Origin of the sequence: Streptomyces sp. NPDC085481 (assembly GCF_044541845.1) — a bacterium.
GTDB lineage: Bacteria > Actinomycetota > Actinomycetes > Streptomycetales > Streptomycetaceae > Streptomyces.
Genome location: NZ_JBITTJ010000015.1, coordinates 116522 through 137184 on the forward strand (window position 1 = coordinate 116522; position 20663 = coordinate 137184).

A 20663-nucleotide genomic window follows, 5' to 3' on the forward strand; every position below is an offset into this window, starting at 1 on the left:
CTGTCAGCCGACCGGCCTCGCGCGGAGCCGGCGCACGGCGAGGAGGCCGCCCACGCCCGGCAGGAGGGCGGTCGCCCGCGTCCGGGGCGCGGCGTGCGCGAAGCGCCAGGTCGCCACGACCACGAACAGGTAGGCACACCCGTGGGCCGGGCCGAGCAGCGAGGAGAGCGGGCGCAGATGGACGGTGGCGAGGTTGGCCAGCATGAGGACGAGCGTGGCGAGTTCGGCGTGGGCGGCGATGCGCAGCGGTCGGAGGTCCATGGTCATGCTCCGGTGGTCGAGCCGGGGCGGATGATCATCAGGACGGTGACCGTGGCCCACAACAGGTTGAACACGCCGGTCAGCATCGCCAGTCGGCCCGCCGACGGCGCGTCGAGGTGCTGCGGGGCGGCGGGCTGAGAGGCGGCGTGCTGTCCCTCAAGGGTGGCGAGTTCGCGGCGCTGGGCCGGGAGGACCGCGAGCACCAGGACGGCGGCCGCCGCCGCGGTCAGGGCGATCGAGGCGATCAGCCAGGCGCTGCCGAGCACGCCGAGGCTGCCGGCCGTGGCGAAGCCGAAGACGGGTACGGCGATGCCGAGGGCCGCGTACACGCGGCAGATGCGGTGCAGCGTGCGCAGCGTGGTGCGCGCCTCACCGTCCTCGGGGGCGCGCCGCGCGCGGCGCAGGGCGGGCGGGAACATGCCGGCCGCGACGGTGACGGGGCCGACGGCCACGATGGCGGCCAGCACGTGCAAAGTGAGGAACAACTTCGTCAAGTCAGGACTCCTGGGGTGACAGAGCGACGGGTTCCGACGCTATGCCGTGCGTCCGACCGCCCCCAGTGGCGTAAGTGACAGGTTCCAACGGAAAAGTGCCAATGACGGCACGAGCACGCTTGACCTGGGAGAACAGGGGTCAGTCGCCCTCGACAGCGAGGCTCAGCACCCCTGTGTGTGGCTATATTCCTGCCATGCACACCGTCGCCGTCCTCGCCCTGGACCGGGTGATCCCCTTCGACCTGGCCACTCCCGTCGAGACCTTCACCCGCGCCCGTCTGCCCGACGGTCGCCCCGGCTACCAGGTCCGTGTGTGCGCCGCCCGGCCGGAGGTCGACGCCGGGGCGTTCACCCTGCAGGCGCGCTGGGGACTCGAGGCGCTACGGGATGCGGACACCGTCGTCGTACCCGGTACCGCCGATCCGACCGCACCCCTGCCCGACGACGTGCGCGACGCGCTGTGCGCGGCGGCCGCGAGCGGGACGCGGATCGCGTCCATCTGCGTGGGTACGTTCCCGCTGGCCGCGACCGGTCTGCTGGACGGGCTGCGGGTGACCACGCACTGGATCGCGGCCGATCTGCTGGCTGCCACCCATCCGGGGCTCACGGTGGACCCGGAGGTGCTGTACGTCGACAACGGCCAGTTCCTGACTTCGGCTGGCGCGGCGGCGGGGCTGGACCTGTGTCTGCACATGATCCGCCGCGACTACGGGTCGGCCGTCGCCGCCGACGCCGCGCGGCTGTCGGTGGTGCCCCTCGAACGGGAGGGCGGGCAGGCCCAGTTCATCGTCCACGACCGGCCGCCCGTTCCAAGCGGCTCCGACATGGAGCCCCTGCTCGCCTGGTTGCAGGACAACCTGGCGCGCAGCCTCACCCTCGACGACATCGCCGCCCGCGCCGGGACCAGCACGCGGACGCTCATCCGCCGCTTCCGCGAGCAGACGGGGACGACCCCGTTGCAATGGCTGCACCGGGCGCGGATCCGGCAGGCCCAGCACCTGCTGGAGACCACGCGGCACTCCGTCGAGCGCATCGGCGCGCAGGTCGGGTTCGGCTCCCCCACCGCGTTCCGCGACCGGTTCAAGCGGACGACGGGGATCAGCCCTCACACGTACCGGCGCAGCTTCAGCTGACCGGGAACCCTGCCCCCGGGCGTGCGGCTCACGCCGGACGGCGGCGCGCGTAGCAGAACAGGTGCTCCTCAGGGGCGGCCGTGTCACCGTCGGGCCGGAAGAGGGAGACGGCGTCGTGGAGGACCTCCAGGCCGCACTCCTCCCGCAGCAGGCCTGCGTACTCCTCGGCCGAGAAGCTGGAGACCCGCACCGGGTGGCCCATCCACTCGATCTCGACCTCCTCGACGCGCGTTCGTACTCCTGGCCCACGTCGTCGAAGAGCTCCGCCGCCGAGACCGGTTTCCTGCGGCGCGAAGCCGACTGTCGGCGTTCTTCGTGTCCGTCCACCGTGCTCTCCCCTCCGTCGGGTGCCCGGGTCGGGACACCCGGGCGCTCCGGCGTCTACCCCGTTCGGTGGAGCGGTTCACCCCCTCGCGGGCGGGCCGCTCCCGCGCGGCCGGCCCGCCTGCGGTGGCGGGGCGCTGGTGGGCCACGGAGCATGGAATTCGGCGATGCTGATCGCAGAGTGTCTGGAGTTCCGCATGACCGAGAACGAGGCCTGGGGCGACGACGTCTACCAGCCCGACGGCAGTGAGGTGCAGGACGACGCGGGACTTCTGGACGCCTCGGACACGCTCGACGGCCCCCTCGACAGCCCCCTCGACGAGGGGTACGCGCCGCCCGACCGGCCGTGGGGCGTCGAGAGCGCGGGCACCACGGCGGCCGAGCGGTTGCAGGGCGAGAGCCTCGACGAACGGCTCGCCGAGGAGGAGCCCGATGTCGCCGACACGGACTGGGACGGCATCGGTGACACGACGGACACCGACGGCGAACCGCTGGACGACCAGGTGGGCCATCGCCGGGCCGGTCGTCTCGTGTCCGACGGGGAGGGCGTCGTCGTGTCCGCGCGCGAGGGGTTCGCGCGGGACGTGGGGATCGACGGGGGCGCGGCTTCCGCCGAGGAGGCGGCCATGCACATCGTCGACGAGGAGTAGCCGAGGCTTCGATCACGGGGAGGGGCCGGGGCTTCGATCACGGGGAGGGGCCGGGGCTTCGTCCACAGGGAGGGGCCGGGGCTTCGTCCACGACGAGTGCCGCCCCGTCGTCGCCGGGCGTGTCCCAGGGATGATCCCTAGAGGACCACGCGCAGGGAGACCCACAGCGCGAACGTGGCGGTGAGCAGGGTGAACGGGACGGTGAGGAGACCCAGTCGGCTGAACTCGCCCAGTTCGACGTCGTGGCCGTGCTGGTGGGCGATGCGCCGCCACAGGAGGGTCGCCAGGGAGCCCGCGTAGGTGAGGTTCGGGCCGATGTTGACCCCGAGGAGTACGGCGAGGACCGCGCCTGGGCCCGAGGGCGCCGCCAGCGGGGCCAGGGCCAGGACAGCCGGGAGGTTGTTGATCAGGTTCGCGAGGAGGGCGGCGACAGCCGCGGTGCCGAGCAGGGCGGGAAAGGAGACGCCGTCCGGCAGGATCGCGCCCAGCGCGTCACCCAGGCCGTTGTCGACGACCGCGCGGACGACGATACCGAGGGCGAGCACGAAGCCGAGGAAGGGGAGGGCGGCGGAGCGTACGACGGCGGCGGGGGTCGTACGGCGCCGCACCAGCGCGCGGACGGCCAGCACCGACGCGCCGGCCGCGGCCGCCCACGCCGGGGCTACGCCGAGTACCGAGGTCACCCCGAAGCCGACGAGGGTCGCGAGGACGGTCACCAGGGCGAACCACGGCATCTCGGGGCGCTCGGGAGCGGCGTCCCCGGTGGGCACGGCATCGAGGCCGGCGGCGAAGAAGCGGCGGAAGAACGCGTACTCGACCGCGATCGCCGCGAGCCACGGCAGGAGCATGACGAGGGCGAAGCGGGTGAAGCCGAGGCCGGTGGCGGTGAACGCGAGCAGGTTCGTGAGGTTGGAGACCGGCAGGAGCAGCGAGGCCGTGTTCGCCAGGTGCGCGCCGGCGTAGGAGTGGGGGCGCGGGCTCGTCCCCATGCGGGCGGCCGTGGCGAAGACGACCGGGGTCAGCAGGACGACGGTCGCGTCCAGGCTGAGGACGGCGGTGATCAGCGACGCGAGGGCGAAGACGGCGCCGAGCAGTCGCCGGGGCCGGGCAAGGGCCCAGCCGGCCATCCAGGTGCCACAGGCGCGGAAGAGCCCCTCGTCGTCGCAGAGCTTCGCCAGGACGAGGGCCGCGGCGAGGAAGCCGACGACCGGTGCGAGGCGCGTGAGCTCCTCCTGCGCGTGCGCCACGGATATCGCGCCGCTCGCGATCAGGAACACGGCCGGGGGGATCGCGAACACGGCCTCCGACAGCCCTCGGGGGCGGACGACGGCGCAGACCAGCACCACGCCGAGCGCGGCGACGGACAGGGACTCGAACAGCATGCCCACGATCATGCGGCAGGCATGCGGACGCCCCTGCCGCGGGGGCCCGCGCTGACGCCCCACCGCCGGGCGTTTTCGCAGGTCCTCAAGGGGAGACACGGCGAGACGCCCTCTAGGGTGTGAGCATGACGACGCGACCTCAGACCCCCGCGGACGCCCTCGACGCGCTCATCTCCGGCAACCTCCGATTCGTCTCGGGCACGCCCCACCACCCGAACCAGGACGCCGTGCGCCGGGCGGAGCTCGCGCCGGGGCAGCAGCCGTTCGCCGTGCTGCTCGGATGTTCCGACTCGCGGCTCGCCGCGGAGATCATCTTCGATCAGGGGCTCGGTGACCTGTTCGTGGTCCGTACGGCGGGCCATGTGATCGGGCCCGAGGTGCTCGGCAGCATCGAGTACGCCACCACCGTCCTCGACTGCCGGCTCGTCGTGGTCCTGGGGCACGACTCGTGCGGGGCGGTGGCGGCGGCGCGTGCGGCCGTGGACGACGGGATGGCGGCGCCCGGGTTCGTCCGTGACATCGTCGAGCGGGTCACCCCGAGCGTCCTGGCCGCGCGCGCCGCGGGTCTGACCGAGGACAGCGACATCATCGACACGCACATACGGCACACCGTCGACCTCCTCCTCGACCGCTCCCGCGTCCTCGCCGGGCAGGTCGAGTCGGGCAGCACCGCCGTGGTCGGCCTCGGCTACCGTCTGGCCGAGGGCACCGCCCGTACGGTCACCGTGCGCGGCCTCGAGGCTCCGGCCGTCAACGGCCGGTGACGCGGACTCTCAGGATGTAGGGGCGGCCGCTGCTGATGGCCTCGGCCTGCTCCCGCAGGTCCGCCGGGGTGAAGCCGAGCAGTGCCCGGTCGGCGGCGTCCCGCAGCAGCGGCACGATCTCCGCCACCGGCCGGCCCCGGTGGGATGCGGCGAGTTCGGCGAAGGAGCGCTGGTAGGGCGCCTCGTACGCGCTCGCCGCGTCCGCGAGCAGGTGGTCCAGTTCACCGCGTTCGACGCTGATCTCGCCCATGACCGCTCCCGTGCGTGTCGTCGGGCCGGGCGTGCCCCGGCCTCTCCTGACGACGCTACGAGGGGGGTCTGACAATGAAGGCCTACCCGGCCTCCGTCGGGGGCCCTCGGGGTCCCTCGGCGTCCTTCACGGTCTGCCCCCGGGTCTGACCGGCGCTTCGGCGGCAGGCAGTCCGCCGGCCTCTTCCCCTTTCGGGTGACGATGCGCGATGCCTAGCCACGGCGCGACGCGGGCCGGGAGGATGGCCCTTACGCGCAGCGCCAGTTCACAGGACCCAACGGTGGGGGGATCGTGGAAAGCCTTGCCCTGCTTGCCGCCCAGGCACTCATCCAGGCCATGACGACCGACGCGTGGAGCGCTGTGCGGGAACGCCTGGTCCAGCGCTTGCGCCGGGACGACCCCGACGGGGCGGAACGGGCCGTGGACACGCTCGACAGGACCGCGTCGGAGGTGGCCGGGCATCCGGGAGGCAGCAGTGCGGTCGTGGGGCTCCTGCAAGGCCGGCTCGAGCCGCTGATCGCCGCCTCGCCCGAGCTGGGGGCGGCGCTTCAGGTCGGCACCTGTCGGCAAGTAAGCAGCGTGCTGTCGGAGCAGCACAATGACGCGATCTACCTCAAGGCGAACTCCGGGTCGGCCGATCCCTTGGAGGCCATGGCCATCCACAAGGAGAGGTTCCTCTTCTACACACGGGCGAACATCGACAGCGCCCGGCAGTCCTTCGCCTCCCTCAACACACGGGAAGTACCAGGCGAGCTGAGGGAAGAGCACGCCGCGGCGAAGAGGGCACAGGACGACTGGCTCGCCCGGATGGAACAGGACGTGCAGCGGTACGACCGAGAACTGAAGGAAGGCGACTCCGCCGGCAAGGTCAACACCATGGGCGCGGCCAGCCAGCCCTGGCACACGCGGCTCAACGACGCGATGACCTCCCTCGCGGGAGAGAGCTGCCGGACGACAGCCACCACCCCCGGCTCATGAGGCGGGCGTAGCGCCCAGCACGTCCACGACCGAAACCGCGCCCCCGAACCCGTACACCTGACCCCGCCACGCGACCTCAAACGCGAAAGGCGGAGGGATCTCACGCCGTCTTGACGCCTGAACAGACCGCGCGACAGGCGTTACCCAGCCGTTATAAACGGGCAGTTTGCCCCCCGTCCTCCGCATTTTCCGGGCGGCAAGTGAGGGATTTCCCGCACGCCGGCGATTCGTGCACCTATCGCACTTCCCTCCTCTTGCACAACCCCTTCGCCCGAGGCAGTTCGGCGACCCGCTCGGTAGCTTCGGCCCACATGACCACAGCCCACACCACGCTCCCGACCAGGGGACTCGCCATCGGCAGGGCCCAGATCACCGACGGTGCCGATCTCTGGCGGATCGCCCGCGACTCGGGGGAACTGGACGTCAACTCGCCCTACAGCTACCTGCTGTGGTGCCGGGACTTCGCCGACACGACCGCCGTCGCCCGCGACGCCGGAGGGCGGGCCGTCGGGTTCGTCACCGGCTATCTGCGGCCCGAGGCGCCGCACACGCTCTTCGTCTGGCAGGTAGCCGTCGATGGTTCGTATCGCGGAAGCGGGGTAGCCGGAGCACTGCTCGACGCTCTGACCTCCCGTGTGGCGGCCGAGCGCGGGCTGAGCCGGGTCGAGGCGACCGTCACTCCGGGGAACGTGGCCTCCGACCGGCTCTTCCGTTCGTTCGCGCGCCGCCACGGCGCGGCCGTGACCCGGGAGGTCCTGTTCGCGTCCGCCGTCTTTCCCGGCGGTTCCGCCACCGACGTCGACCACGAGCCGGAAGTGCTGTACCGCATCGGCCCTCTGACGCCGAGCGCCCCTGAAGCCCTGACCTGACGACCTGATGACCTGACGACCTGACGCCCCGGCGCAACGACCGCGGGGCGATCCGACGCCCCACCCCCCACCCAGATCCGGGAGAACCGTGACCACCCTCACCGAAGCAGCCACCGCCCCGTCCGTCTTCGAGACCGTCGAATCCGAGGTCCGCAGCTACTGCCGCGCCTGGCCCGTCGTCTTCGAGCGGGCCGTCGGGAGTCGGCTGTACGACGAGCACGGGCGGCCCTTCCTCGACTTCTTCGCCGGAGCGGGCTCGCTCAACTACGGCCACAACAACCCCGTGCTCAAGCGGGCACTGCTCGACTACCTCGCCGGGGACGGCGTGACGCACGGCCTCGACATGTCGACGACCGCCAAACGCGACTTCCTGGAGACCTTCCGCACCACGGTCCTGGAACCCCGCGCCCTCCCCTACAAGGTGATGTTCCCCGGGCCCACCGGCACCAACGCCGTCGAGGCCGCCCTGAAGCTGGCCCGCAAGGTCACCGGCCGGGAGACGGTCGTGTCGTTCACGAACGCCTTCCACGGCATGTCGCTCGGGTCGCTCGCCGTCACCGGCAACGCGGCCAAGCGGGCCGGCGCGGGCGTCCCGCTCAACCACGCCACGCAGATGCCGTTCGACCACTACCTCGGCGGTCACACCCCGGACTTCCTGTGGTTCGAGCGGCTGCTGGGGGACCCCGGCTCCGGTCTCGACCACCCGGCGGCCGTGATCGTCGAGACGGTCCAGGGCGAGGGCGGAATCAACGTCGCCCGGGCCGAGTGGCTGCGCAAGCTCGCCGACCTGTGCCGCCGCCGCGACATGCTCCTGATCGTGGACGACGTCCAGATGGGCTGCGGTCGCACCGGCGACTTCTTCTCCTTCGAGGAGGCCGGCATCACGCCCGACATCGTCACCCTTTCCAAGTCCATCAGCGGCTACGGCCTCCCCATGGCCCTGTGCCTCCTCCGCCCCGAGCTGGACCTGTGGCAGCCGGGCGAGCACAACGGCACCTTCCGCGGCAACAACCCCGCCTTCGTCACCGCCACCGCCGCCCTCGACGCGTACTGGCGCGACGGCCGCCTGCGCGAGCGCACCCTCGCCCGGGGAGCGCGCGTCGAACGCGCCCTGCTCGAACTGTGCGGTGACGACGGCCGCTCGGGCGTCGCGGCCCGTGGGCGAGGGCTCGTGTGGGGCCTGGAGTTCGCCGACGGGGAGCGGGCCGAGGCGGTGTGCCGGCGGGCCTTCGAGCTCGGGCTGCTCCTGGAGACGTCCGGGCCGCGCGGCGAGGTGGTCAAGCTGCTGCCGCCGCTGACCGCGACGGACGACGAGCTCGACGAGGGCCTCGGCATCCTGGCCCGCTCCGTACGCCACACCGCCTGATCACCCCACGACCGAAAGGCCCCCGCACATGATCGTCCGTTCCTTCGACGAGCTGGAGAACACCGAGCGGCACGTGAGGGCCGCGTCCGGCACCTGGGAGAGCAAGCGCATCGTCCTGGCCCGCGAGCGGGTGGGCTTCTCCCTCCACGAGACCGTGCTGTACGCCGGGACCGAGACCTCCATGTGGTACGCGAACCACGTCGAGGCCGTCGTCTGCACCGCCGGCGAGGCGGAGCTCACCGACCACGAGACGGGCCGGACCCACACCATCGTGCCCGGAACGATGTACCTCCTCGACGGGCACGAGCGGCACACCCTCAGGGTCAAGCAGGACTTCCGCTGCCTGTGCGTCTTCAACCCGCCCGTCACCGGCCGCGAGGACCACGACGAGAACGGCGTCTACCCCCTCCTCACCGAGCCCGAGCCCGAGCCCGAGCCCCGTCCCGGTCCCGGCAAGGCCTGAGAGCCAGGCCTGGGCGCCAAGGCTGAGCGCCAGGTCCGAGCGCCACGTCTGAGAGCCAGGTCCGAGACCACCCCCGAGTCCGTACGCGAAAGGAAGGCAGCCCGCCCTATGACCTCCGCACCCACCCGTCCCGTCGACCTCTACCCCACCCGCGGCCCCAAGGAGGTGCTCATCGGCCGCAAGGACCCCGTCGTGTGGTCCGCCCCCGGCACGGCCGGCCCCTTCTGGGCACGCGAGCTGGACGGTTACGAGCGCGACGGCTTCGTCACGGTCGACGAGCTCGTCACCCCGGACGAGGTCGTGGAGCTGCGGGCCGAGCTCGACCGGCTCGTCGCCGACCCGGAGGTCCGCGAGGACGACCGGGCGATCGTCGAACCGCGCTCCCAGGAGATCCGCTCCGTCTTCGAGGTGCACCGGACCAGCGAGGTCTTCGCCCGGCTGGCCGCCGACCCGCGCGTCGTCGGGCGGGCGCGGCAGATCCTCGGCTCCGACGTGTACGTCCACCAGTCGCGCGTCAACGTCAAGCCGGGCTTCGGCGCCAGCGGCTTCTACTGGCACTCCGACTTCGAGACCTGGCACGCCGAGGACGGGCTGCCGCAGATGCGGACCGTCTCGGTCTCCATCGCGCTCACCCCGAACCACACCACCAACGGCAGCCTCATGATCATGCCGGGCTCGCACCGGACCTTCCTGGGCTGCGCCGGCGAGACGCCCAGGGACAACTACAAGAAGTCGCTGCAGATGCAGGACGCCGGGACGCCGTCGGACGAGTCGCTCACCACCTTCGCCGACGCCTGCGGCATCCGCCATTTCACCGGCCCGGCCGGCTCGGCCACCTGGTTCGACTGCAACGCGCTGCACGGCTCGGGCGACAACATCACCCCGTATCCGCGCAGCAACGTCTTCCTCGTCTTCAACAGCGTCGAGAACCGGCCGGAGGCGCCGTTCGCCGCCCCGGTCCGGCGGCCCTCGTTCATCGCCGCACGCAACTTCACGCCCGTCGGGTGAGTCGCCGGGTCAACCCCGTCCGGTGAACCCGCAATTCCCCACCCCTCCCCTACGCAGAAGAGGACGGTCATGCCCACTCCCTCCGCCGCACCGCTCGACCGCCGCGGATTCCTCAGCAGAACGGCACTGCTCGGCGGCCTCGCCCTGGCGCCCGGTCTCGTGACGGCCTGCAGCCGCACTGAGGCCGGCACGGGGGCGCCGAAGGACGACGCCGACCTCCTGGCGAAGCTGCGCGAACAGGGTTTCGTCCGGGTGGGGTTCGCCGGTGAGGCGCCGTACGGGTTCCAGGACGGCGGCGAGGTGGCCGGCGAGGCGCCGACGCTGCACCGCGAGGTCTTCAAGGCGCTGGGCATACCGGAGCTGCGGCCGACGCTCACCGAGTTCGGCGCCCTGATCCCCGGGCTGCTTGCCGACCGGTTCGACGTGGTGAGCGCGGGGATGTCGATCACGCCGGAGCGCTGCGCCAAGGTGAGCTTCTCCGAGCCCGAGTTCGTCTCCCCCACCGCGCTGATGGTCCGCAAGGGCAATCCGAAGCAGCTCGGCGACCTCAAGTCCTGTGCGGCGGCGGGCGCGACCGTGGGTGTGCTGACGGGCGCCGTGGAGGCCTCGTACGCGAAGGCCGCGGGCGTCCCGGACAAGGCGGTGAAGTCCCTCGCCAAGCAGCAGGACGGCGTGGACGCCCTGCTCGCCGGCCGGATCGACGCGTTCGCGCTGACCGGCATCTCGCTGCGCTGGCTCGGTCGGACGAACCAGGGGGCGGCCGTGGAGGTGGGCACGCCCTTCATCCCCGAGATCGGCGGCGTGCGGCAGTTCAGCGCGGGCGGCGCCGTGTTCCGGCAGGGGGCGAGCTCGCTGCGGGACGCCTTCAACCGCGAGCTCGCGAAGATCACCGGCGCCCCGGACCGCTATGTCGCGCTCATCGGCCGCTACGGCTTCACCGAGCGCGAGGTCCCGCCCCGTTCGCTGCGGACGGCCGACCTGTGCGCGGGCTGAGCGGGGGGCGGCCGGCATGACCGACTTCCTGCCCGAGGTGCGCCGGGCGCTGCCCCGGCTCGGCGAGGGGCTGCTCGTCACGGTCGAGGCCACGGTGCTGGGGGCCGCGCTCGCTCTCGTCCTCGCGTACGCGCTGGGGCTGATGTCCCGCTCCGCACGGCTGCCCGTGCGGGGCGGGGCGCGGGTCGTGGTCGAGTTCTTCCGGGGCACCTCGCTTTACGTGCAGCTGTTCTGGCTGTTCTTCGCGCTGCCGATGCTGGGCTTCCGGCTTGAGCCGCTGACGTGCGCCGTCGTCGCGTTCGGGCTCAACTACGGGGCGTACGGCGCCGAGGTCGTGCGGGGCGCGATCGGGGCCGTGCCCCGGGCGCAGAGCGAGGCGGCCGTCGCGCTGGGGATGGGACCGGGGCTGCGGCTGAGGCGCGTGGTCCTGCCGCAGGCGCACGCGCTGATGGTGGCGCCGTTCAAGAACCTGCTCGTCCAGCTCCTGAAGGCGACGCCGCTGCTCTCGCTCGTCACCGTGCCGGATCTGACCTTCGAGATCGACCAGTTGCGCTCCGCGACCGGCGACACTGCGGCCGCCTATCTGCTGCTCCTGGTGCTGTACGGGGCGCTCGCCGTGGTCCTGAGCCTGCTGATGAACGCGCTCGAACGGGCGGCGAAGGCCCGGCTCGGGCAGGGAGGTGGTGCGTGATGTGGGACGGGGAGGCGGCATGGGCCGCGCTGCCCGCCGTACTGGAGGGCTTCGGCATCACGCTCATGGCGACGGTCCTCGGCTTCGCCGTGGCGGTGGTCCTGGGGCTCGTCCTCGCCCTGGTCCAGCGGGCTGGGCCGCGGTGGGCGGCGCTTCCGGTGGGCGGGGCGGCCGCGTTCGTCCGCTCGACGCCGCTGCTCGTGCAGCTGTTCGCGGCGTGGGTGCTGGTGCCCGGCCTGGACCCGCTGGTGCTCGGTGTCCTGGTGTTGGGCGTGCACTACGCCACGTACCTCTCCGAGGTGTACCGGACGGGCATCGACGCCGTACCGAAGGGCCAGTGGGAGGCGTGCACGGCGCTCTCGCTGCCGCGCCGGCGCGTGTGGCGGGCGGTCGTGCTGCCGCAGGCGGTGCGCAACGTGCTGCCGCCGCTGGGCAATTACGCCGTGTCCATGTTCAAGGAGACTCCGCTCCTCTCGGTGATCACCGTGCACGAGATGGTCCACGAGGCGAACGCCTTCGGCAGTACGCACTTCGCCTATCTGGAGAGCTTCACCCTGGCCGCCGTGGTGTTCCTGCTCGCGAGCTGGCCGACGTCCCTGCTGGTACGACGACTGGAGGCACGCCTTGCCCACTGATCACCGGACCGAGAGGCCGGTCGCGAAGAAGACGGCGGAGAAAGCGACGGAGAGGACGACGGACGGACCGCCGCCGTCCGGGATCACCGAGGCGGTCCGCTTCGACCGGGTCACCAAGCGGTACGGGGAGCACACCGTGCTCGACGGTCTCGACATGGCGGTGGAGCGCGGAGAACGGGTGACGCTGATCGGGCCGAGCGGCTCGGGCAAGACCACGATTCTCCGGCTGCTGATGACGCTGGAGCGGGTCACGGAGGGCGTCATCCATGTCAACGGCCTGCCCTACTCGCACATGCCGGGCGGAGCGGACGGGAGGCTGGTGCCGGCGAGCGAGCGCCGACTCGCGCAGCGGCGGCGCGGGATCGGCATGGTGTTCCAGCAGTTCAACCTCTTCCCGCACATGAGCGTGCTCGAGAACGTCGTCGAGGCGCCCGTGCACGTGCTCGGGGAGAGCCGCGAGCAGGCGGAGCCGCGCGCCCGTGACCTGCTCGGCATGGTCGGCCTCGGGGACAAGGTCGACGCCCGGCCCACCCGGCTATCCGGGGGCCAGCAGCAGCGCGTGGCCATCGCCCGGGCGCTCGCGATGCGGCCGGAGATCCTGCTGCTCGACGAGGTGACCTCCGCGCTGGACCCGGAGCTGGTGGCGGAGGTGCTGGACGTGCTGCGGGACATCGCGCGCGACACCGACATCACGCTGCTGTGCGTGACGCACGAGATGGGCTTCGCGCGGGACGTCTCGGACCGGATCCTGATGTTCGACCAGGGGCGGATCGTGGAGTCGGGGCCGGCCGGGCGGCTGCTCGACGCACCGGAGCACGAGCGGACGCGGGCGTTTCTGCGATCGGTGGGGTGATCCCGTGGCCTCCGTGCGGCGCCGGTGGCGGGCCGCTCCGCCCGTGGAGGGCGAGCGGCCCGCCACCGGTACCGCCGTTCAGCACTCTGCGGAAGGGGCGAGCATCCCCTCGCGCAGCCGGGCCAGGCTGCGGGAGAGCAGCCTGGAGACGTGCATCTGTGACACGCCGAGCCGCTTGCCGATCTCCGACTGGGTCAGCTCCTCCACGAACCGCAGGTGCAGCAGCAGCCGGTCGCGCTCGTCGAGGAGCCCGACGAGCGGGGCGAGCGTGTGGAAGTCCTCGAACAGCTCGATGGCCGGGTCCTCCTCGCCGATGAAGTCGGCGAGGGAGGCGTCCACGTCCTCGTCGTCGCCGTGGCCCATCGCGGCGTCCAGAGAGGCGGAGTGGTAGCCGTTCGAGGCGATCTGCGCCTCGACCACCTCGTCCTGCGAACGGTCCATCACCTCCGCGAGTTCCGCGACACGCGGTGCGCGCCCCAGCCGTGAGCTCAGCTCCTCGTTCGCCTTCGCGAGCTCGACCCTGGCCTCCTGGAGCCTGCGCGGTACGTGCACCGCCCAGGTCGAGTCGCGGAAGAAGCGCTTGATCTCCCCCACGATGTAGGGCACGGCGAAGGTCGCGAACTCCACCTCGCGCGTCAGGTCGAAGCGGTCGATCGCCTTGATCAGGCCGATGAGCCCGACCTGGACGATGTCCTCCATCTCGTCGCCGCGGGCGCGGAACCGTCCCGACGCGTAGCGGACCAGCGACATGTTCATCTCGATCAGGGTGTTGCGGGCGTACTGATGCTCCTCCGTCCCTTCCTCCCGAGCCGCCAACTCGCGGAAGAACACCTTCGACAGAGCACGCGCGTCGTGTGGCGCGACCTCGTGAGGTGCCTCGAGCACGGGCAGGTCGCTGCGCGTACCGTCGTCCGCGTACGTCGTCGTCGCCTTGGCCACCTCGGTCCCCACGGGAACAACCTCCTGTTTCTCGCCGACTGTTCACCTGTCAGCGCATCGCCTACCCGCGCTTCGCGCGCGCACTCGTCCCTCGTCGGGAACTTCTCGGTGCGTCCGTCCGGAACCTCTCGGTGCGCCGGACCCAGGGCGCCCTGTGTCAGTCGAGGGGGAGCCGGGCCCGTACGCGCTTGCCGTGCGGAGTGGGCTCGGTCTCCACCCGGTCGCAGAGGGCGGCCACGATCTCCATGCCGTGGCCACCGATCCTCTCGGGGTCGTGGGGGCGCGCGACGGGGGTGGCGGGGCGGGTGTCGTACACGGAGATGTCCAGCCCGCCGGCGCGCAGGACGAGTTCGAGCACGAGCGGGCCGGGGGCGTGGACGACGGCGTTGGTGACGAGTTCGCTGACGACGAGCAGGGCCGCGTCGTGTGCCGTCGGCGGCCAGGGGGAGACGGCGGCCGCCGCCCGGTGCAGGAAACGTGCGGCGGCGGTGCGGGCGGCCGGGATCGTTCCCTCGGCCCTGCCGTCGTACTGCCAGGCGGCGACGGCGACGCGGCGACGGTCCCCGGCCCCGTCGTCCAGGCGACCCGTGGTCGTCTCCGTCATGCCGTGCCTCCGTACTCCTCCGCTCACCGGCCGTCCGGTCCCTCCACGGGAGGGCTGCCGGGCATCTGCCCTTGATCGCGGTGTCTACACCCGTCCTCCGGGCGCCGGCCAGGGGGCATCTCTCGGGGTTCCCCGGGAAGGTGGAGACGGTCGGAAGTCATCAAAAGGGGAAGAAGGCGACTCGAGATGGAAACTCGGGGGGACATGTGGTCCCGACTTTCCACGCCCATGACGGGGCCTCACGTGCGGACACCGGCGCAGGCACGCCGGTACCTGCGCAGGGCCCTGGCGACCTCGGGCCCGATCCCGCCGTCCCGGGTCGACGACGTGCTGCTCGTCGCCTCCGAGCTGGTCACCAACGCGCAGCGGCACGCCGGCGGGGTGACCGGCTTCGCGATCGACGTCGCACGCGGGAGCGTGACGCTGTCCGTCAGCGACGCCAGCGAGCAGGCGCCGCTCTACACGCTCCACGAGGAGCTCAGGCCGGGAGGCTACGGATGGCCGATCGTGCTGCATCTGTGCCGTGAGGTGACCGTGGACGTCGGGCCGGACGGCAAGACGGTACGTGCCGTGGTGGCGGTCGACCGCTGACGTCGCGGGGGCTCGGCGACCGCGGTCAGCGTGAGGCTCTCACCGGCTGGCCGTCGGGCCGGTGGTCCGGGAGCGCGTGGAGGCGGACCGCGTGGGGACCCGCCGTGCAGTGGCGTTCGGCCCAGGCCGCCAGGGCCGCGCGGCAGGCGTGGTCGAGGTGGTGGACGCCGGAGAGGTCGAGTTCGACCGCGCGGTCGCGGGGCAGGGCTTCGAGGGCGTCGAGTATCTTCGGCAGGCGCAGGAAGTTGACGGTCCCCGACAGCCGGACCCGGACCGGGCCGCGGCCGTCGTCGGTGCGTTCGAAGCGGAGGTGGGAGGCCTCCCAGGCGGCCTTGGCGATGGACAGGGCGAGGCCGATGAGGACGCCGTCGAACATGTCGACCGCGACGATCGCCACGGCGGTGACGACGAGGACGAGGGCCTCGCCGCGGTGCGCCCGCCAGAGCCTGACCACTCCCCGGAAGGGGATGAGCTTCCAGCCGGCGAGGACGAGGATCCCGGCGAGCGCGGCGAGCGGGACGTACGCGAGGGTGGCCGGCAGCAGGGCCGCGAAGAGCAGCAGCCACACGCCGTGGAGGACCCGGGACGCCTTGGTCCTGGCGCCCGCCTGCACGTTGGCGGAGCTGCGCACGATGACGGCGGTCATGGGCAGGGCGCCCAGGAGGCCGCAGACGGTGTTGCCGACGCCCTGGGCGACGAGCTCCTTGTCGTACTCCGTGCGCGGCCCGGCGTGCAGGCGGTCGACGGCCGCCGCGCTGAAGAGCGACTCGGCGGACGCGATCAGCGCGAAGGCGAGGACGGTGCCGAGGAGGGCGAGGTCGGCGAGGGAGGCGAGCGAGTCCGCGCCGGGCAGGCGCAGGGCGTCGAGCACGCCGCTCACCCGCACGGTCGCGACGGGCAGGTGGAACAGCGCGGTCGCGAGCGCGGCGAGCAGGACCGCCGCCAGCGCGCCGGGGACGGCGCGGGCCGCGCCGGGCAGCCGGCGCCAGCCGACGATCACGAGGATCGTGCCGGCGGCGACGGCGAGGGAGGCGAGCGCGGTGGTGCTGCTCAGGGCCTTGAGAAGGGCGCCCGGCAGGCCCGCGAGTTTCGCCGGCCCCGAGGCCGGGGCGGGCAGGCCGGCCGCTGCGTAGAGCTGGCCCGCGATGATGACGAGGCCGATGCCGGCGAGCATGCCCTCGACGACGGAGAGGGAGATGGCGCGGAACCAGCGCCCCCATTTCAGCGCGCCCATCACGACCTGCACGAGGCCGGCGAGCAGGACGATGACGCCGAGGGCGGGCAGGCCGAACGCGCGGACGGCCTCGTGGACGAGCACGGTGAGCCCGGCGGCCGGGCCGGACACCTGGAGGCTGCTGCCGCGCATCAGGCCGGTGACGACCCCGCCGACGATTCCGGTGATGAGGCCGAGTTCGGCGGGGACGCCGGAGGCGACGGCCACGCCGATGCAGAGCGGGAGGGCGACGAGGAAGACGACGAGCGAGGCGGCGAAGTCCTGCCTGAGGTGGGAGAAGCGGGCGGACTTGTCGGGGTGCTGCCCGAACCTGCGGGCGTGGTCGATGAGGGGCTGCATGGATGATTCCTCCTGGCGCGCCGTGGAGGCGCGTCGGGCTGACAGGACGGCGTGCGGACGTCCTGCCTGTCAGCAGCGAAACACCTGGAGTGCGGAGGGCTCGGGTACGGCGGTGGGTCCGGCCCGGGTGCGCCGCGTCCCGTGGGTCCCGCCCGGAGCGGTCGTCCTGGGCTCCCAGTGCGGGGTTCCGGGCGGGAGTTCGGGGAGACCGGCCGGGCGGGTCGCGGGGCGGCGCCGGTCGCGGTGCCGGGCGGAGCCCCGGAGTGCGGCGGTGGGCTCGCAGTCCTTCGTGGGGGCGATCTCGTACGGTGCGGTGGCGCCGGGCATCTGGGCGCGGGGCGGCTGCGTGCCGGCCGCGCGTGGTCCGTGGGTCGTCGCGGGGTTCCAGCCGCCGCAGATCAGGGCGAGGACGAGGAAGGACCCGACGAGGGGGACGAGGGGCGCGAGGGCGAGGACGGAGGTGAAGGACGTGCGGGGTGTCCCGGGGGCAGGCCGCCGGGCTGTCGCCATGAGCACATCCCTCCCCCGGGTCGCACCGTCAGCAGAATTCACCAAAGCAAGTTCAAGAGCAGGTCAATGAAGCGTAATACGCCCACGTGGGGCCTCCCCCGCAACACCGCATGAACACGCGGGGTTTCCGACGGGAACCAGCCTGAAGTTGACGCGATCGCCTCCGGAAGGGGCGCCCGGAAGCATCGGCACCGGGGCTCACCCGCCCCCGGACGCCCGCTCACGGCGACAGGACGGGGGCGCGCGGGGCGCGGCGGGGGCGGGCGCGTGACGAGGCGCGGGATGCCGCCGGTGCGCGGTGCGGGCCGACCGGCCAGAGGAGCGGGTCGGTGAGGAGGAGGCGGGGGTCCGGAGATCACCCTGCGGGCGTCACCGCGGCTCGCCGAGAGTCGAGCCCACAGGGGGCATTGCATGGTCATGCGTAATGATGCATACTCTTCCTATGTCTAAGGTCCTCACCTCCCTCCCCGTCGGCGAGCGCGTCGGCATCGCCTTCTCCGGCGGACTCGACACCTCCGTCGCGGTCGCGTGGATGCGCGACAAGGGCGCCGTCCCCTGCACCTACACCGCCGACATCGGTCAGTACGACGAGCCCGACATCGCGTCCGTGCCCGGGCGCGCCAAGACCTACGGGGCCGAGATCGCGCGTCTGGTGGACTGCCGGGCGGCGCTGGTCGAGGAGGGCCTCGCCGCGCTGACCTGCGGTGCGTTCCACATCCGCTCGGGCGGGCGGGCCTACTTCAACACCACCCCGCTCGGCCGTGCCGTCACCGGCACGCTGCTCGTGCGGGCCATGCTCGAGGACAACGTCCAGATCTGGGGCGACGGCTCCACCTTCAAGGGCAACGACATCGAGCGGTTCTACCGTTACGGCCTGCTCGCCAACCCCCACCTGCGGATCTACAAGCCCTGGCTCGACGCGGACTTCGTCACCGAGCTCGGCGGCCGCAAGGAGATGTCGGAGTGGCTCGTCGCCCACGAGCTCCCCTACCGCGACAGCACCGAGAAGGCGTACTCCACCGACGCCAACATCTGGGGCGCCACCCACGAGGCCAAGACCCTCGAGCACCTGGACACCGGCGTCGAGACCGTCGAGCCGATCATGGGCGTGCGGTTCTGGGACCCGTCGGTCGAGATCGCCCCCGAGGACGTCACCATCGGCTTCGAGCAGGGCCGGCCGGTGACGATCAACGGCAAGGAGTTCGCCTCCGCCGTCGAGCTCGTCATGGAGGCCAACGCCATCGGCGGCCGCCACGGCCTCGGCATGTCGGACCAGATCGAGAACCGGATCATCGAGGCCAAGAGCCGCGGCATCTACGAGGCCCCCGGCATGGCCCTGCTGCACGCCGCGTACGAGCGCCTGGTCAACGCCATCCACAACGAGGACACCCTCGCCCAGTACCACAACGAGGGCCGGCGCCTCGGCCGCCTCATGTACGAGGGCCGCTGGCTGGACCCGCAGGCGCTGATGATCCGCGAGTCGCTGCAGCGCTGGGTCGGCGCGGCCGTCACCGGCGAGGTCACCCTGCGGCTGCGGCGGGGCGAGGACTACTCGATCCTCGACACCACCGGACCCGCCTTCAGCTACCACCCGGACAAGCTGTCGATGGAGCGCACCGAGGACTCCGCGTTCGGCCCGCTGGACCGGATCGGCCAGCTCACCATGCGCAACCTCGACATCGCCGACTCGCGCGCCAAGCTGGAGCAGTACGCGGGCATGGGCCTGATCGGCACCTCCACCCCGGCCATCGGTGCGGCCCAGGCCGCCGCGACCGGGCTGATCGGCAGCATGCCGGAGGGCGGCGCCGAGGCGATCGCCTCCCGCGGCGAGGTCTCCGCCGACGAGGAAGTGCTCGACCGGGCGGCGATGGAGTCCGGGACTGACTGACCGGCACCCCGAGACGATGGAAGGGCCGGCCCGGCGCCCGTGTGGCACCGGGCCGGCCTCTCCGTGTCGCCGCACGGCCGACCTGCACCGGCCGGGCGGTCAGGCGGTCAGGCGGTCAGGCGGCGCACAGGTCCTCCGCTCAGCCCGCCAGGAACTCCCAGCCGAACTCCTGCATGAACCCGTCGTGCATCATGTCGCCGAGCGACGGCACGCCCCACCCCACCAGCCGGTGGGACTGGATGAGCGTCAGGCCGGTGCTCGACGAGGCCACCGCCCCGGCGACGCCCAGCGCGTTCGACAGCCCCCAGCCCTCCAGGGTCCCGCTCGTCGCTCCCCCGCCCGTCGCGCTCGTGGACGCCAGGGTGCCCCGCCCCGGCAGGCTGTCGCTCAGCGCGGCGATGGCCGGGGCGGCCGTACGGGCGAAGTAGCCGTCGTCGATGCCGCTGCGGATCACCCGGGCGAGGACCAGGGCCATGAGGGCCGCCTGCCTGAGCTTCAGGTTGATCAGCCCGGCGGCGGGGACGTCGGCGCGGAGCAGGCCGCCGTCGCGCGGGGTGCCGCCGGGTTCGGTGACCTCGTACGTGACGATCTGCACCGACGGGTTGGCGGCCCGGACGGCGTTCAGCATGCGCCAGGTGTTGCGGGGCGACCCGGCGGACGGGACGGAGACGCCAGGGGGTTGGGGTGGTGGTGAGACACCGCTCGGCAGCTGCGGCTGGTCGCCGAAGAACAACGCGTCGTAGAAGATCAGGCGTTTGATGGCGCCGAGGGGGATGAAGCCGTTGTTGACGGTGCCGTTCACGCCCCGGTGTCCGGTGCTGTATCCGGCGACCGTGTCGATCGTGAGCGTGCCGTTGAAGGTGGGCAGCACGGTGGTGAGGAGGTCGCGGACCATGGCCGTGGTGATGCCGATTCCCCAGGCCTGGTTGCCCGTGCTCGCGGTCGCCTCGATGCCCGGGATGTAGACGAGGACGCGATCGGAGAGACCCGCGAAGAAGGTCCGCAGACCGTGCCGGGCGTACTCGTCGAACGCGCCGAACAGCAGGGACACCTTCAGCCGCGCCCCGGGCGTCGCGCCGAACGCCAGCGCGGACGGCGAGGCGAAGAGCACGTACTCGTGCTGCCGCCCCTGGTTGACCGCCTGCATGTGGCTCTCCGGCTGCGGCCGCGGGACACCCACCGGGGTCGACGGATCGAGCGGGTTCCTCAGGTTCTTCACCACGGTCAGCGGCTGGATCAGCGGACTGGTGAAGGTGTTGAAGTGAACGTCGCGCGGATGGGTCAGACTGATCGGGGCCCATTCGTCGCGGAAGAACGCATCGACGCGGGTATCTCTCGGTGATGGCATCGTCGCCCCTTGGACGGTGGGGAAGTTCGGGGGCCGCGCGCGCTCGCACCGCTTCCAGGATGCGCGCGAAACCGGGGCGGCACAACCGCGATCTTC

At 72.2% G+C, this 20663-nt stretch carries 24 protein-coding genes; 14 read left to right on the top strand and 10 right to left on the bottom strand.

Annotated features, from left to right (window positions below; genetic code table 11):
• Window positions 1-3: 3 nt before the first annotated feature.
• Window positions 4-261 (bottom strand): DUF3817 domain-containing protein, encoded by a 258-nt coding sequence (locus tag ACIGEZ_RS27970; RefSeq protein WP_399836113.1) that lies wholly within the window; start codon window positions 259-261, stop codon window positions 4-6.
• A 2-nt stretch (window positions 262-263) separates the two neighbouring features.
• A complete protein-coding gene (locus ACIGEZ_RS27975) occupies window positions 264-755 on the bottom strand; it encodes a DUF2269 family protein (RefSeq protein ID WP_399836116.1) in 492 nt (163 codons plus the stop codon).
• Window positions 756-949: 194 nt separating this feature from the next.
• Here ACIGEZ_RS27975 and ACIGEZ_RS27980 point away from each other — a divergent pair, with 194 nt between their 5' ends.
• Window positions 950-1888, top strand: coding sequence for a GlxA family transcriptional regulator (locus ACIGEZ_RS27980; protein ID WP_399836118.1), 939 nt, complete (start codon window positions 950-952; stop codon window positions 1886-1888).
• Window positions 1889-1916: 28 nt separating this feature from the next.
• Here the strand turns inward: ACIGEZ_RS27980 and ACIGEZ_RS27985 are convergent, their stop codons facing one another.
• Complete coding sequence (locus ACIGEZ_RS27985; RefSeq protein ID WP_399836121.1) at window positions 1917-2090, bottom strand: hypothetical protein; 174 nt, start codon at window positions 2088-2090, stop codon at window positions 1917-1919.
• A gap of 319 nt (window positions 2091-2409) precedes the next feature.
• On the opposite strand from ACIGEZ_RS27985, the gene ACIGEZ_RS27990 reads away from it, so the two are divergent.
• Window positions 2410-2862, top strand: a complete 453-nt coding sequence (locus ACIGEZ_RS27990; RefSeq protein WP_399836394.1) for a DUF5709 domain-containing protein — start codon at window positions 2410-2412, stop codon at window positions 2860-2862.
• A gap of 137 nt (window positions 2863-2999) precedes the next feature.
• Here the strand turns inward: ACIGEZ_RS27990 and ACIGEZ_RS27995 are convergent, their stop codons facing one another.
• Window positions 3000-4244 (bottom strand): SLC13 family permease, encoded by a 1245-nt coding sequence (locus tag ACIGEZ_RS27995; RefSeq protein WP_399836123.1) that lies wholly within the window; start codon window positions 4242-4244, stop codon window positions 3000-3002.
• A 125-nt stretch (window positions 4245-4369) separates the two neighbouring features.
• Here ACIGEZ_RS27995 and ACIGEZ_RS28000 point away from each other — a divergent pair, with 125 nt between their 5' ends.
• Window positions 4370-5008 (top strand): carbonic anhydrase, encoded by a 639-nt coding sequence (locus ACIGEZ_RS28000; RefSeq protein ID WP_399836125.1) that lies wholly within the window; start codon window positions 4370-4372, stop codon window positions 5006-5008.
• On the opposite strand, the gene ACIGEZ_RS28005 is transcribed toward ACIGEZ_RS28000, so the two are convergent.
• Window positions 4995-5258, bottom strand: coding sequence for a hypothetical protein (locus ACIGEZ_RS28005; protein WP_399836128.1), 264 nt, complete (start codon window positions 5256-5258; stop codon window positions 4995-4997). The genes ACIGEZ_RS28000 and ACIGEZ_RS28005 overlap by 14 nt on opposite strands.
• Before the next feature lie 291 nt (window positions 5259-5549).
• Here ACIGEZ_RS28005 and ACIGEZ_RS28010 point away from each other — a divergent pair, with 291 nt between their 5' ends.
• From ACIGEZ_RS28010 to ehuA, 9 genes are all read left to right on the top strand, one after another.
• Complete coding sequence (locus ACIGEZ_RS28010; protein ID WP_399836131.1) at window positions 5550-6236, top strand: hypothetical protein; 687 nt, start codon at window positions 5550-5552, stop codon at window positions 6234-6236.
• 311 nt (window positions 6237-6547) lie between these two features.
• Entirely contained in the window at window positions 6548-7105 is a 558-nt protein-coding gene (gene ectA, locus ACIGEZ_RS28015) for a diaminobutyrate acetyltransferase (RefSeq protein WP_399836133.1), read from the top strand.
• 88 nt (window positions 7106-7193) lie between these two features.
• Entirely contained in the window at window positions 7194-8471 is a 1278-nt protein-coding gene (gene ectB / locus ACIGEZ_RS28020) for a diaminobutyrate--2-oxoglutarate transaminase (protein ID WP_399836135.1), read from the top strand.
• A gap of 28 nt (window positions 8472-8499) precedes the next feature.
• Entirely contained in the window at window positions 8500-8934 is a 435-nt protein-coding gene (locus ACIGEZ_RS28025) for an ectoine synthase (RefSeq protein WP_399836138.1), read from the top strand.
• Between the two features lie 108 nt (window positions 8935-9042).
• Window positions 9043-9942 carry an ectoine hydroxylase gene (thpD, locus tag ACIGEZ_RS28030; RefSeq protein ID WP_399836141.1) on the top strand — a complete coding sequence of 300 codons (900 nt, stop codon included), beginning with the start codon at window positions 9043-9045 and terminating at the stop codon, window positions 9940-9942.
• Between the two features lie 69 nt (window positions 9943-10011).
• Window positions 10012-10935 carry an ectoine/hydroxyectoine ABC transporter substrate-binding protein EhuB gene (gene ehuB, locus ACIGEZ_RS28035; protein ID WP_399836144.1) on the top strand — a complete coding sequence of 308 codons (924 nt, stop codon included), beginning with the start codon at window positions 10012-10014 and terminating at the stop codon, window positions 10933-10935.
• A gap of 16 nt (window positions 10936-10951) precedes the next feature.
• Window positions 10952-11626, top strand: a complete 675-nt coding sequence (ehuC, locus tag ACIGEZ_RS28040) for an ectoine/hydroxyectoine ABC transporter permease subunit EhuC (RefSeq protein ID WP_399836147.1) — start codon at window positions 10952-10954, stop codon at window positions 11624-11626.
• Window positions 11626-12261, top strand: coding sequence for an ectoine/hydroxyectoine ABC transporter permease subunit EhuD (gene ehuD, locus ACIGEZ_RS28045; RefSeq protein WP_399836397.1), 636 nt, complete (start codon window positions 11626-11628; stop codon window positions 12259-12261). Before ehuC ends, ehuD begins: the two co-directional genes overlap by 1 nt.
• Complete coding sequence (gene ehuA, locus ACIGEZ_RS28050; protein WP_399836150.1) at window positions 12251-13114, top strand: ectoine/hydroxyectoine ABC transporter ATP-binding protein EhuA; 864 nt, start codon at window positions 12251-12253, stop codon at window positions 13112-13114. Before ehuD ends, ehuA begins: the two co-directional genes overlap by 11 nt.
• Window positions 13115-13192: 78 nt before the next feature.
• On the opposite strand, the gene ACIGEZ_RS28055 is transcribed toward ehuA, so the two are convergent.
• On the bottom strand, window positions 13193-14065 hold the full coding sequence (locus ACIGEZ_RS28055; RefSeq protein ID WP_399836153.1) for a SigB/SigF/SigG family RNA polymerase sigma factor: 873 nt from the start codon (window positions 14063-14065) through the stop codon (window positions 13193-13195).
• A 145-nt stretch (window positions 14066-14210) separates the two neighbouring features.
• Window positions 14211-14657, bottom strand: coding sequence for an ATP-binding protein (locus ACIGEZ_RS28060; RefSeq protein WP_399836156.1), 447 nt, complete (start codon window positions 14655-14657; stop codon window positions 14211-14213).
• Window positions 14658-14885: 228 nt separating this feature from the next.
• On the opposite strand from ACIGEZ_RS28060, the gene ACIGEZ_RS28065 reads away from it, so the two are divergent.
• Window positions 14886-15248 carry an ATP-binding protein gene (locus ACIGEZ_RS28065; RefSeq protein WP_399836159.1) on the top strand — a complete coding sequence of 121 codons (363 nt, stop codon included), beginning with the start codon at window positions 14886-14888 and terminating at the stop codon, window positions 15246-15248.
• A 25-nt stretch (window positions 15249-15273) separates the two neighbouring features.
• On the opposite strand, the gene ACIGEZ_RS28070 is transcribed toward ACIGEZ_RS28065, so the two are convergent.
• Both ACIGEZ_RS28070 and ACIGEZ_RS28075 read right to left on the bottom strand, forming a co-directional pair.
• The gene (locus ACIGEZ_RS28070; RefSeq protein WP_399836163.1) at window positions 15274-16821 is read right to left on the bottom strand and encodes a SulP family inorganic anion transporter; all 1548 of its coding nucleotides are present in this window, start codon (window positions 16819-16821) and stop codon (window positions 15274-15276) included.
• 69 nt (window positions 16822-16890) lie between these two features.
• Window positions 16891-17331: a hypothetical protein gene (locus ACIGEZ_RS28075; RefSeq protein WP_399836166.1), complete on the bottom strand. Its 441-nt coding sequence runs from the start codon at window positions 17329-17331 to the stop codon at window positions 16891-16893.
• 442 nt (window positions 17332-17773) lie between these two features.
• Here ACIGEZ_RS28075 and argG point away from each other — a divergent pair, with 442 nt between their 5' ends.
• Complete coding sequence (gene argG, locus ACIGEZ_RS28080; protein ID WP_399836169.1) at window positions 17774-19219, top strand: argininosuccinate synthase; 1446 nt, start codon at window positions 17774-17776, stop codon at window positions 19217-19219.
• Window positions 19220-19358: 139 nt separating this feature from the next.
• On the opposite strand, the gene ACIGEZ_RS28085 is transcribed toward argG, so the two are convergent.
• Window positions 19359-20567 carry a hypothetical protein gene (locus ACIGEZ_RS28085; RefSeq protein WP_399836171.1) on the bottom strand — a complete coding sequence of 403 codons (1209 nt, stop codon included), beginning with the start codon at window positions 20565-20567 and terminating at the stop codon, window positions 19359-19361.
• Window positions 20568-20663: the final 96 nt, after the last annotated feature.